The organism is Synechococcus sp. R60.1, assembly GCF_047461835.1.
Lineage (GTDB): Bacteria > Cyanobacteriota > Cyanobacteriia > Thermostichales > Thermostichaceae > Thermostichus.
Map to the genome: position 1 here is coordinate 1 of NZ_JANSIA010000091.1, position 12,081 is coordinate 12,081.

General features: G+C 57.2%; 14 protein-coding genes. 3 read left to right on the forward strand and 11 right to left on the reverse strand.

The window, feature by feature from the left end; genetic code table 11:
- Positions 1-90: 90 nt before the first annotated feature.
- From NW834_RS11585 to NW834_RS11600, 4 genes are all read right to left on the reverse strand, one after another.
- Positions 91-528: a peroxiredoxin gene (locus NW834_RS11585; RefSeq protein WP_011432689.1), complete on the reverse strand. Its 438-nt coding sequence runs from the start codon at positions 526-528 to the stop codon at positions 91-93.
- Between the two features lie 70 nt (positions 529-598).
- Positions 599-1,216 carry an HD domain-containing protein gene (locus NW834_RS11590; RefSeq protein WP_011432688.1) on the reverse strand — a complete coding sequence of 206 codons (618 nt, stop codon included), beginning with the start codon at positions 1,214-1,216 and terminating at the stop codon, positions 599-601.
- Positions 1,217-1,440: 224 nt separating this feature from the next.
- The gene (locus tag NW834_RS11595; RefSeq protein WP_414426314.1) at positions 1,441-2,580 is read right to left on the reverse strand and encodes an NYN domain-containing protein; all 1,140 of its coding nucleotides are present in this window, start codon (positions 2,578-2,580) and stop codon (positions 1,441-1,443) included.
- Between the two features lie 318 nt (positions 2,581-2,898).
- Positions 2,899-4,011, reverse strand: a complete 1,113-nt coding sequence (locus NW834_RS11600; protein WP_414418586.1) for a dockerin type I domain-containing protein — start codon at positions 4,009-4,011, stop codon at positions 2,899-2,901.
- Positions 4,012-4,176: 165 nt separating this feature from the next.
- Here NW834_RS11600 and NW834_RS11605 point away from each other — a divergent pair, with 165 nt between their 5' ends.
- On the forward strand, positions 4,177-4,539 hold the full coding sequence (locus tag NW834_RS11605) for a hypothetical protein (protein WP_414344659.1): 363 nt from the start codon (positions 4,177-4,179) through the stop codon (positions 4,537-4,539).
- 24 nt (positions 4,540-4,563) lie between these two features.
- A complete protein-coding gene (gene rpmB, locus NW834_RS11610) occupies positions 4,564-4,800 on the forward strand; it encodes a 50S ribosomal protein L28 (RefSeq protein WP_011431026.1) in 237 nt (78 codons plus the stop codon).
- Between the two features lie 39 nt (positions 4,801-4,839).
- Here the strand turns inward: rpmB and NW834_RS11615 are convergent, their stop codons facing one another.
- Complete coding sequence (locus NW834_RS11615) at positions 4,840-5,568, reverse strand: pentapeptide repeat-containing protein (RefSeq protein WP_414328957.1); 729 nt, start codon at positions 5,566-5,568, stop codon at positions 4,840-4,842.
- 252 nt (positions 5,569-5,820) lie between these two features.
- Here NW834_RS11615 and gshB point away from each other — a divergent pair, with 252 nt between their 5' ends.
- Positions 5,821-6,768 (forward strand): glutathione synthase, encoded by a 948-nt coding sequence (gene gshB, locus NW834_RS11620; protein ID WP_414328956.1) that lies wholly within the window; start codon positions 5,821-5,823, stop codon positions 6,766-6,768.
- A 398-nt stretch (positions 6,769-7,166) separates the two neighbouring features.
- Here the strand turns inward: gshB and NW834_RS11625 are convergent, their stop codons facing one another.
- The 6 genes from NW834_RS11625 to NW834_RS11650 all read right to left on the reverse strand — a co-directional run bounded on the left by NW834_RS11625 (position 7,167) and on the right by NW834_RS11650 (position 11,299).
- Complete coding sequence (locus tag NW834_RS11625; RefSeq protein WP_414350403.1) at positions 7,167-7,781, reverse strand: biotin transporter BioY; 615 nt, start codon at positions 7,779-7,781, stop codon at positions 7,167-7,169.
- A 204-nt stretch (positions 7,782-7,985) separates the two neighbouring features.
- On the reverse strand, positions 7,986-9,416 hold the full coding sequence (locus NW834_RS11630; RefSeq protein ID WP_414380626.1) for an RtcB family protein: 1,431 nt from the start codon (positions 9,414-9,416) through the stop codon (positions 7,986-7,988).
- Between the two features lie 13 nt (positions 9,417-9,429).
- Positions 9,430-9,852 (reverse strand): archease, encoded by a 423-nt coding sequence (locus NW834_RS11635; protein WP_414331239.1) that lies wholly within the window; start codon positions 9,850-9,852, stop codon positions 9,430-9,432.
- A gap of 66 nt (positions 9,853-9,918) precedes the next feature.
- Complete coding sequence (locus NW834_RS11640; protein ID WP_414331242.1) at positions 9,919-10,524, reverse strand: hypothetical protein; 606 nt, start codon at positions 10,522-10,524, stop codon at positions 9,919-9,921.
- Entirely contained in the window at positions 10,511-10,708 is a 198-nt protein-coding gene (locus NW834_RS11645; RefSeq protein WP_414418585.1) for a hypothetical protein, read from the reverse strand. Before NW834_RS11645 ends, NW834_RS11640 begins: the two co-directional genes overlap by 14 nt.
- Positions 10,709-10,816: 108 nt before the next feature.
- A complete protein-coding gene (locus NW834_RS11650; protein WP_414418584.1) occupies positions 10,817-11,299 on the reverse strand; it encodes an ABA4-like family protein in 483 nt (160 codons plus the stop codon).
- Positions 11,300-12,081: the final 782 nt, after the last annotated feature.

Here is a 12,081-nt window from a genome sequence, read left to right on the forward strand (position 1 = left end):
TCTATCATAACTTCCGCATTCCTCCCGACACTGACCCTACGGGTACAGTGCGGGGCTCCTGCGATTTCTAGCTGAAAAGAGGCAGCGCTTCTACAAACCCAAATCCGCCAAAATATCGCGGGCATGGGTTTCGGTATTGATGTTCTGGTAGACCTTGGCAATTTTGCCCTCGCCATCAATGACGTAGGTCACCCGCTTGGCATAGCCGCCCCCATCCACATCGTAGGCGCGGGTAATCACCCCACTGCTATCCACCAGTAGGGGGAAAGGCAAGTTGTACTTTTCGGTGAACTTTTGGTGAGAAGCTTGGTCGTCCATGCTCACCCCCAGCACCACCACGTCCTTGCTTTGGTAGTCGGCGTAGGCGTCGCGGAATCCACAGGCTTCTTTGGTACAGCCGGGGGTGTCGTCTTTGGGATAAAAGTAGAGGACTACGGTTTTGCCGGCAAAATCAGCCAGAGAGACTTGGTTGCCTTGGGTGTCAGTGGTGTTAAACCCAGGAGCAGGGGTGCCAACAGCGAGAACCATAGGTGCGTGACCCAAAAAGTGTGATGAATAGGGCTGCCCTCAGCATTTTCTTCAGCCCTGCTTGTCTCTGTCAAGGCATTACCGCTCCAGCTTGGCATTGCAACTCAGCCACCAGCTCTTGAAGCTCCGCCGATAGATTGCCGGGCAGCCGTCGCCTCAGAATCTCTGCCAACGATCGATAATACCACAGGGATCCCTCTTTTCCGGCGGAAAACCGCTGCCAGAGTTCATCCCCCAGTTGGCGAAAATCCCGCAAGATGCAGCGGGCGTTGTGCAGCTTGTCAGAGGCGGCCACCAACAAAACCGAGGCATTTGCCGTTTCCAGGTGCTTCAGGTAGGCGGTTTTGCGCTCTTTCCAGTTTTCTTTGGGCTCGCCTCGGGAGCCATCGCTTTCGGTATCCGTACATCCCAGGATGATCTGCAGCACCCGTTCTCCAAAGTGCTCCCGGATCTGTTGCTCAATCTGGGCCCGGGGCTCGCCTGTGTTGTGGGGGCCGTCCTCTAGGCTGTCGTGGAGCAGAGCGGCAATCGCTTCATCTTCATCCGCCCCATGCTCCAGGGCGATGGCTGCTACGGCCAACAGATGGCTGAGGTAAGGGATCCCGGTTCCCTTGCGGGTTTGGGAAGCGTGCCAGCGGTGGGCATAGTGCATTGCCTGCACAAACCGCTGTGTGAGTTGCGTTGACATCTGGACTCTCCAATTGGGGTTAAGTTGACTGCTGGGGCAAGGTTGATCCAAGCGAGTCTCAGGCGTTGAGACTGCAAATCAGAAAATGGTTAGAGAAGATGAGCACTTCTGATCACTTCAAACAAGGTTAAGACGCTGTGCCGCCTACCCTCAACCCCAGCCCCTCTCCCTGCCTTGGGAGAGGGGAGTCAGGGATCGATGTAACTGTGCTGAGATGGCAAGGTTCAGCCGGTGGCCGGAGTCTGTTTTGCAGGCAGCGGCACCAGCGTTCCTGTCCCCTGCCAAGCGCACAAATCCACGAACTGGTCGGCTATCCGAATTAACGCCGGGTTCGTGTTCGGCCTGTAGGCGGCTACCTCCAGCCGGCAGCCTTGGCGGCGGATATGCTTGAGGGCCGGCACAAAATCTCCATCCCCACTCAGCAGCAGCACCGTCTCGTAGTGGGAGTGCATCGCCATCAAGTCCACGATCAGCTCCCCATCCAGATTGGCTTTGCGGCTGCCGTCGGCGTGGATCACCACCGGCTTGGTGACCACCCGATAGCCCTGTTTTCTCAACTCCCGCAGGAAACGACGCTGAGCTAGGTTGTGGCGATCTACCCCGCTGTAGACATGCACTTCCATCTCGGATCTGCCCTGGGCCAGCCAGCTGAGCAGACTGGGATAGTCGAGATGGGATCCCTGCTGCTGGGCGCTGGCGTGGAGATTGGCCGCGTCGATGAACACCCCCAGAGCCTTGCGGGGAGATGCAGGGGTCGGCTGAGACGCCACCAGCTGCTGCAGGTGTTGGAGTTGCGCCTGTACAGACTCCAGTTGCTCCAGAGTCACTTGGGGCTGGGATGTCGGCAGAGCATTCAACCGCAGCTCCACAGCTTTTAACCGCTGCTGAATGTGCTGGATGGCCTGGGTGGTGGGGGCTAGCTGCTGCCGCACGGACAGATGAGACGTGGGCCGAGCTTCAAGAGCGTCGATCCGTCCTTGAACTGTTTCCAGTTGGGCTGCCGTCTGCTGCTGCTGCTGTAGCCAGATGGACTCCAAAACCTTTACTTTCTGCTCGAGCTCTTGAATGGCTTCAGCCGGGGAAGCCAAGGTCTGCTGCAGAAGGGACGGTTCAGCAGTGAGCCGAGCGTCCAGCACCTCGAAACGCGCTTGCAGGGTCTCCAGTTGGGTTGCTGTCTGTTGCTGCTGTGTCCAGGTCTGTTCCAGAACTTGGCCAAGCTGTTCTTCGCGGCGGCGGATGGCAGGGTAGGCTGCTGCCAAAGGTAAGAGCCCCCAGATCACTTGGCGGGTCACCAGGGCCGTCACCCCCAGGGCCAGGGATCCCGTCCACAGCCAGGTTAAGGGGAAGGCAGAAGCCCTATTCATACTCATACTCATAGTCAGCTCTCCTCAGTTTGGGTTATCGATCTGCTCGGTTGCCAGGATTTCACCTCACTCACATGGGCCACCTCAGGGATCCCTCTCGAAGATCGAGATGCCCAGAACTCCCAGAGGCATCGAAGAGGAGCAATTCAGCAACTGCAGTATGCCGGCTGTTGGAAGGGGGAGCTTCCAATCGTTGGACACACCCATTCCCCTTGGTATCAAACGGATCGGTTATCGAAAGCGGGCTTAAACTTGTTCCTCTTAGCCGACGGGCTCCGTGCTCAGCTTTGAGGGGCAGGAACCTCCGACGGAGCAAGCTCAGTTGGGGATCTCGATGGTTACGTTAGCCAACTGCACATCGTCATGATCCACCCAGGCTCCACCGTGCCGGATGACTGTATCACCTCCCAGCGGCACCGAGATGTGCAGGGATCCCCCGAAAAGGGGAATGCTGATCGGCACTTGGGGACCACGGGTGACCATGGGGGGCTGAATCAGGGTTTTGCCAGTGCGCAGGGTAACAGTGTTCAGGCCCAGGCGCAGAGGTTGCAGCGGCAGGGGAATCTGTAGGTTATCTCCCCCCAGGTGAATCTGTTCGACTTCCACTCCGTTCAGGATGACCTGCATGGGAGACATGTTGGCACTGGGGATCCGGGATTGGCCGGCCCGATAGGCGGCGGCAGTATCCAACCCAATCAGGGATCCAATCCGCAAAACCGGTGGGCGGGAAGGCAGGCGTTGCAGCGTGAAGGAGCGGGTCATCTCCACCCCTTGGGCAGGGCCCAGAAATTGCCCGGCAGCAGCCGATTCCGGCGAGTACTGGTTATCCCCCAGGCGGATGACATTCGCCTCCAGTACCAAAGTTGTGTTGGGATCCCAGCGCTCCAACTGCAGTTGCCAAGGCCGATCCCCGCCGGCTTGACCGTTGCCTGTACTTTGGGAATAGGGCAAATAATTCTCCAGCCGCGCCACCAAAATTTCTTCTGCCGGCAGCGGCCCTGGCAGGCGAAACCGACCCTGGGCATCGGTGCGCACCGAAATACCCGCCCCCGGAATGGCCACCTCCGCCCCGGCCAAGGGCTGCCCTGTCAGCCGATCCACCACCTGTCCCGAATAGGCGGAATCCAACTGCACCTGTCCTGTGGGCACATCCGTTGCTGCCTGAATGCGCTGCTGCAACACTTGCCAGTCGGCTTCTGTGATCCGTCCATCCTGGTCGACATCGGCAGCTCGGATCTGGTCGTCGGTCAATCCCCGTTCTCCCCGCAAGTAGGCCCCCAACAGGTTGAGATCCTGCACCGTCAAACGGCCATCCCCATCCAGGTCGCCCGCCTGAAAGGGCTGCGCGTGGGCAAAAGACACGCCTATCCAACCCAGGCCCAGGGATCCCAGTAGCAAAAGAGAATGAGCCAAACAGGAGACCCTAAACATGGCAACTCTCCTGGGAGTTGTTCATGTTCTAACGTAATTCACCTCCTCGCAGCAGGGTTGACCGAGCCGGTGTAGAGTACTCTTGAGCGCAATTTTGCCGGTTCGCCTTTGGCTGCAGGAGCCGAAAACTTAATGGTAGGATAACCGTGGTGGCTTGCCTGTTCTATGGCTCGATACTCTTGCGTTACCCAGCTTGTGGGCTCAGCCGAGCAGCTCAGCGAGTCGATCCGCGCTGTTTTGGAGCGCTGCCAACTCAATATCCTCCACAACAGCCTTGATTATTGGGTGGCCGGCGAGCCTCCCGGAAAAAATCCCCACACCAAACTGGTGACGGTGGAAGTGTTTGTGGATCGCACCCGTCAGGCTGCCGACGGCTCTGTACAGGTGACCTGCATTGCCAAAAATGAAGAGCTGCCCCTAAAAAGCGTTAACCACTGCCAACAAACCTTTGACCGACTGAAGGCAGAGCTAGCCCAGTTGCAAAGTCAACTTCAGCTTGCTGCCCAACAAAAAGATGCCTTACGATAGCTAGGCTGAGTTTGCTTTGATCCCATGGCGCGTCGCTGCCAACTAACCAACAAGAAACGCAACAACGCTTTTGCCATCTCCCACTCCCACCGGCGCACCAAGCGTCTGCAGGAAGTCAATTTGCAGTGGAAGCGCATCTGGTGGGAAGAGGGTAAGCGGTTTGTTCGTCTGCGCCTTTCCACCAAAGCCTTGAAGACTCTCAAGGCCAAGGGTATAGGAGCCATGGCCCGGGAAGCCGGGATCGACCTCAACCAGTTTTGAGCTTTCCCCTCAGCCCAGTTGTGTCTGACAGCTCCAACCTCACAGCAAGCCAAAAAGCTTACGCGACTTGGGCTGCAATCCCGCCAGCAAGGTGTTGAGGGTATCCCGTTGGGTAAGCTCGTTGGTGCCGCTGGCCCGCTCGATTAAGAGCTTGCGCGTCTCATCGGAGAGCTTGGCATCGGTAAAATCGGCTCCACTGAAGAGCGTGTTTTCAATCTGAGCGTCCCGTAGGTTGGCCCCCACCAAAATGGCTTGTTCTAGGTTGGCAAACTGAAGCTGGCAACTCACCAAGGCAGCCTGGGAGAGGTTGCAGCGAGATAGGTTGGCCTGGCGGAAGTCGGCGGCAAAAAAGTTCCCCTCCGCCAGATTAGCAGCCACCAAGCTGGCTTCGCGAAAGATGGAATGGCTGAAACGGCCCCCCTGAAAGCTGCTTTTGTCCAGTTTGGCGGCGGTAAAGTTGCTGTAGTCCCCCAGAGCCTGGCTAAAGCTGGATCCCCGTAGATCTGAGGCGGTAAAATTGGCCCGCTCTAGCTCAGCGCGGCGAAAGTTGCACAGACGTAGGTCGGCTTGCTGCAGGCTGATCGAGCGCAGGTTAGCCCGCGTCAAATTGGATTTGGGCATCTGAATGCGGTCGAACAGGCCCCGCGAGAGGTAGGCATTCTCCAGGTTGGCACCCACCAGGGAGCGCCCCTCACGCAAGGCTTCCAGCAAGTCCCGCGTGGTTTCAATGCGAACCGGCTCTGAGGGTTGAGAAGGGGGAGCACTCACAGATGGAGCATTCCTCACAGTTAGGCCAGAAACCCGGCCAACCCAGCCGTAAACTGGGGGCCAACAGGGATCCCACCTATCAAGCTAACGTTTGCGCCGCCTGCCGAGGTTAAGAGGATGTTAAAAAGACAACCCTGCATCGAGCTTTCCAGAGGGGGCCTTCTCTTGTGGAAACAGCCTACCGGGGGAGAGCCATCGGCTCCGATTTGTTGCATACTCGGGGCAGCCTTTCGTCAGTGAACCACACCTCCCATGCAGGTAGCTTTTATTGTCGATCCATTGCCTCAGTTGCAGGTGGGCCATGACACCAGCATTGCCCTGATGGAAGCTCTGCAGAAACGGGGACACCGCATTTTCTGCCTGGGCCTGGCGGATCTCTACTGGGATCAAGGGGAAACGTGGGGATCCCTTGAGGAAATCCGGTTGGATCTGCAAGCGGATCCCTGGTATGAGGTCAAAGACCGGCAACTGCTGCCCCTGAGCCAAATGCAGGCGGTGTGGATGCGCAAGGATCCACCGGTGGATACGGCCTATCTCTATGCCACTTACCTTTTGGATCGTCTCTCCCCCAGCCGCACGCTGGTGCTCAATCATCCTGCCGGGATCCGCTCGGCCAACGAAAAGCTCTATGCCCTGCAATTCCAAGAGTGGATCCCGCGTACCCGCGTCAGCAGCAACAAACGCCTGCTGCGTCAGTTCGTCGAACAGGAAGGACAGGCGGTGCTCAAGCCTTTGGGTGGCAAAGGTGGGGAAGGGATCCTGAGGGTCAATGCCGGGGATCCAAACCTCAACTCGTTGATTGAAATGAGCACCCAATTTGGTCGGCTGCCCGTGATGGTGCAAGAGTATTTGCCACAGGCGGCGGCAGGAGATAAACGCATTTTGTTGCTGGAAGGAGAACCTTTGGGCGCCGTCAATCGGATCCCTGGAGAGGGCGATTTTCGAGGCAATGTTGCTGCCGGCGGTCGAGTGGAAAAAACCAAGATTACCGAAAAAGAACGGGCTCTCTGCGGGGCTTTGGCGCCGGTGCTCAGGCAGGAGAAGCTGTATTTTGTCGGGATTGATGTTATCGGGGAACGACTAACCGAAGTGAACGTGACCAGCCCAACAATGCTGCGAGAACTCTGTCAGTTGGAAGGAGTTGACCTGGCAGATCAAGTGGCTCAGTGGCTGGAAAAGAAGGTGCCCGTCAAGGGCTGAATGACTACCCACCAGGATGTTTCTGGGATCCGGCGCGTCTGTTGCCTGACGGGGTTCCCGTCTATTTAGGGAGTCTATAGAGATCAAATTATAGCTTGGAATGACCATAGTAGGTTGAGTTCAACTTTTTCCGGTCGGCAGATAGAAAATAAAAAGCCCCACAAGGGGGCTCTGCCGCGACCAGTCAGCGACTTATAAAACTCTAGAGCAATATAAAGAAAAGCTCCATGAATAGGCCGTATTGAACATCGCATTGAGCACAGTTTTTAGAATCTCAGAAAAAAGGCCAAATCCTCGGAGCTGTTATCTTTTTTTTAGATTTTCCGACCCGAGGCTAATCCCAGGCCCCTTCTGCTTTGCCGGAGCGGTCTTTAGAGTTGCTGCTCTTGCCCAGTGGGCTAGGAGTCTGCCGGTGGCCTTTCCCGTCCCACCCAGCGCCAGATGGTGGGCAGCAGCACTGCCGCCAGTCCGCACTTCACCAAGTCTCCTGGAATAAAAGGGAAGACCCCCTTGTTGAGGACGGCCAAGATCGAGGTGGGCTCAACATTCTGGTTCAGCCACACCCCTAGCCAAGTGGCTCCTAGCAAAAAAATCAGAGCCGAGCAGGACAACATCGCCAGCGCCATCTTCCAGGGGTTGCGATCCACGCCCCAGCGCTCCACCAACCAACCCATCAGCCCTGCAGCCAGGGGAAAAGCCAACAGGTAGCCCCCCGTCGCCCCGGCCAAGTGGCCAAGCCCGGATCCGCCACCGCTGAAGAAGGGCAATCCCAGGATCCCTTCCAGCAGGTACACCAGCAACGTGAGAAAGCCCAGCCGTGCCCCAAAGCCTGCCCCCACCAGCATCACCCCAAAGGTTTGTCCAGTGATGGGCACCGGTGTAAAAGGCAGAGGGATCCTCACCTGCGCCAGAGCTGCTACGAATAGGCTCCCTCCCACCACCAGCAGTAGATCGCGAATGCGAGAAGAACGGGGCAGAAAAGTCTGGGCCAAGGGTAGGTAACTCGCAGTCATAGAGCACCTGGAGTGTCGAGACATGAAGGTCAGTATAGGGGAATGCAAAGAAGAGGGCAAGTACACACTAACCCTTTCCTAAGGCATTCGCGCTTGGGCAAGCACAGCTTGGGGAATAACTCACAAACGCAGCAAAGCATCACTTGGAAGCAACAAAAAAAGGGCATTAAGCCCCTAAAAATAGCTTCCCCTTTCAGCAAATAGCTAGCCTTTGATACACAGAATTGGCTTTAAGCGCGCTACAAGTTTCGCAATCTTGGCTTGATCGGCAGCGCGCACCACTTTGTCGACGTTTTTGTAGGCCTGGGGCGCTTCTTCAGCTACCCCCCGCAAAGAGGGACTGCGCACGATGACGCCGCGCCGTCTCAGTTGTTCGATAATCTCCTGCCCTGTCCAGGCTTTGAGGGCCTGGTTGCGACTCATCGCCCTCCCAGCGCCGTGGCAGGCTGAGGAGAGGGAAAGGGCCTCCCCTTGCGCGGTGCCGACCAGAATGTAGGAAGCCGTGCCCATGGAGCCACCGATGATGACGGGCTGACCGATAGAGCGAAAAGCTTGAGGAAGCTCTGGGTGGCCAGGCCCAAAAGCGCGCGTTGCCCCTTTGCGGTGAACGAACAGGCGGCGCTTTTTCCCCTCTATCTCGTGGGTTTCCTCCTTACAGGTGTTGTGGGAGACGTCGTAAATAAGGTCGAGTTCAGCTTTGGGGAAAAGCTCAGCGAACACCTCGCGCACCCAGTAGGTGATGATCTGGCGGTTAGCCAAAGCGCAGTTGGTTGCCGCCCGCATTGCTCCCAGGTAGCTTTGCCCCACTTTGGACTTCAAGGGCGCACAGGCCAGCTCGCGATCAGGTAGCTCTATGCCGTGTTCTTTAGCCGCCTGTTGCATCTTCTTCAAGTACTCAGTGCCGATCTGGTGACCCAAGCCACGGGAGCCGCAGTGGATAGTAATCACCACTTCCCCCGACTTAAGGCCAAAGCCTTTGGCAATCTCGGGATCGTAGATCTCGTCAACAACTTGGACTTCGAGGTAGTGGTTACCCGAACCGAGGGTTCCCATCTCGCGCCGCTGGCGCTCACGGGCGTAGGCGGAGACTTCGCTCGGCATTGCTCCGCGCATGCGGCCATGTTCTTCGATGCGCTCCAGATCCTCTTTCTTGCCGTAGCCCTGAGCAACAGCCCATTCTGCTCCGCCTTCGAGCATAGCTTCCATCTCTTTGTCGCTCAAGGAGATCTTGCTGCGGCTGCCGAGCCCTACCGGTACGCTCGCGTACAGGGCATTGGCTAGGGGCTCTGCCATCTCCTCCACTTCCTCGCGCTTTAGCCCGGTTCGCAAGGTTCTCACGCCGCAGGAGATGTCAAATCCCACGCCGCCGGCGGAAATCACCCCCCCTGCTTCCGCATCAAAGGCCGCCACCCCACCGATGGGAAAGCCATAGCCCCAGTGGGCGTCTGGCATCACGTAGCAGGCTCCAACGATCCCTGGCAAGGTGGTCACGTTGCTGGCCTGCTCGGCCACTTTGTCGTCCATTTCCCGGATTAACTCCTCGTCGGCAAAGATCAAGACCGGGACACGCATTCTGCCTTTTGGAGGAATGCGCCAGACTGTCTCATCCACACGCTCAAGTTTCTTGATATCCATAGGTTGCCTCCCCTTACACGTCCACCACGCACTGGGCCACCCAAAGCTCACCCTCTCGGGCTACCTTGAGTTCCGTGTAAGTTGCCCCCTTAACTTCTACCGCCGGTCGGTGCTTGGCATGGTCAACTCTTTCCCCCCACAGGCTGGCCTTGAGATGCTCTTTTGCCAGGTGCACTTCGACTTTTCCAAAGAGCATGCCTCTGACGGCCATCTCGTAGATCACTGCGTTCAGGAAATCCACCAACAACAGTTCCAGATCGCCTGCATTTCCTAGCTCGATCTCTAGGTGTTCTCTGGGAGCTACTTCATCCACGCTAGTGACCACCGCAGTCAGGGCCAAAGCTGCCTGGGCAAAGGCTTCCTCCGGCGTTGCCCCATAGCCGCGGACACCAATGTCAGCCATGTGTTCAAAGTGCTCCCATCTTGCCTGCACCACGGCAGTCCCCCTGCTCTCATTCTCAGGCCAAAGCCAGAGGCCACCTGGATAGATTAAGGTTTCTCTCTAGAAACTGGAAGAGGAAAGAAGGCGTAGCTCAAAGGTGAGGATGTTGGCAGCCAAAATCTCCAGGGCTCCTCCCTCAATGAGCTCGCGGGTGAGGCCGCTTCCAGATCCACTTTGCTGGAGTAACTCACGGCTGCGGCGCATGGTCTCTTGGCGCTGGGGATCGTCGACAACCACCTGCCGCTGGTTGGAGAGACTAAGGCGATAGTAGTTGGGCAGTTCGTCGCGGGTGGCATCAATGGCTAGATTGGTCTCTTCAGGAGCCACGCGAAAAGGGGCGCGGGCAGTGAGCAAAGCCACCTGGATATCCTGGTTTTGCCCGTCCAGACCTTGGAGCTCCGAAAGGTCAATCCGAAACCTAAGGGTGTCGCGGTCCCGGTTAACGCGCTCCACCCGCACTTGGTTAAAGCCAACGGCAAACTCTCGCTCCTGCTCACCAAAGCGCTGGATGGTAGCTTGCAAAACGGCCTCCTCGTTAAGAGGGGTAACCCGAATCAGGTAGTCCCAGTCGCGCACAAAGGTGTACTCGTTGGGCCCAACCCGGACATTGGGATCTACCAGGTTGGCGGTGGGGCCAGGGCTACCAGCTCGGCTAAGGGCCACCATGTACCATAAGGGCCACCATGTACCAGTAGTTAGGGCTAATGGGCAGGCCCATGGTCATGCGCACTTCCAACAAAAGCCGTGCCCAACTAGCCCCAGCCGTGAGGGCCACAAGGGCTGCTGCTCCAAGGCCGCTCCACAGCCACCGCTGAGGACGCAAAAACCAAGCTATGCCTCCACTCCTCATCAAACAGTTCCTCTGGCCTCAAGGCTGAGGGCTCCTACCCCTGATCCTAGCCTCTTAGGACTTCCTCCTGCTATGCGAGCCTGGATCCCTATTCGATAGAGCCTATCCCTAGGGGTTAGCCAACTCTTGTGGCACTCCTGTCTCTTGAGTCCTTCCTTGCGCCTGGTTTTGCCGGCGTGCCTGGACAACTGCCACCGTAAGCAAATGGGAGAGCAAGCCCACTGGCCCGGCAAACAAGCACAAAATCAGGGAATGGGTTGTCCATACTCGCTTATCCCACCCTTCCAAGAAGATCCAGCGGCCCACAAACAAATCCATGACGATGTAGTGTACCCATCCCGTCGCCATAACGGCGGGTTGACTGAATAGGTCGGTTAGGCTGGTCAGAGACAGTTGAGGGTTGGAAAATTCCTTGAGAACATCCGCGTTGAACCCGGTGACCAAAAGATACAAATAAACCGCCGCCAAAATAGCGATGGGCAAAAGCGATTCCATCACCTTGCGGGTTACCTTCCAACCCGGCAACAGAATCATCATTGCCCAAAAGGGCAGAGCAAACCAGTTGGCCCCGTTAAAGATCATCTCCAGCATGCTTGGAACCCCCAACGCTACCTGTCCATTATCGGCCTAATGCCCCCTGGGGATCCCTGCAGTAGCGGGTGGAAATGGATGGGAGTTATTCCTAACTTGCCCTGAAGTTTTTTTCTGGAGCCAGAGGGATCCCGGTCGCTATTCCGGTTGGCGGAGCCTAGCAGTCGCAATGGAGCTGACCGCACGGCCACTGTCGGTGGTGGCAGCAATGCAGGAAATCCAGGATCCAGTGTCGGTCATGGCCCAGAAGCTGCTGATGCTTTTGGCGGTAGAGGTGGGTTGAGCCGGGCCGATGGGGGATTCTACTGCCACAGAGTCTGGGGATTTCTCCTGAGCAGGGAGCAACACCACAGGTTCCTCACCCCGTTGGGCTGCTGCAACTTTTGGGGCGGGATGTTCTGGTGTGGGCTCAGGGGCTTCTTCTTTGCGGGCGGCCTCTGCAGCAGGGACATTCCGGGAAGAGGGCTGCTGAACCAGCCTCTTGTCAAGGGGTGGTCGTGGCGCGGCAGCGGGGGGTGCAGGGGGGGCTTGGCCGGCGATCTTTCCCCATAAGGCTTTGAGGAGTTGCCACATGGCTGGGTTGGCTACTGAGCGATAGAGCAGTGAGGAATGGTGTTATCCTGCCATGCTCTGGCCTGAGAATCCATCCCCTCTGCCAGTCTTGATAGAGCAAAGTCATAACGAGTATGATTAAGTAGCTTGCTTAGGGAGCATGACTCTAGTCAATAATAAGCTCAACTATACTGAAAATAATGTATAATATGTTCAGTACGGATTACTAC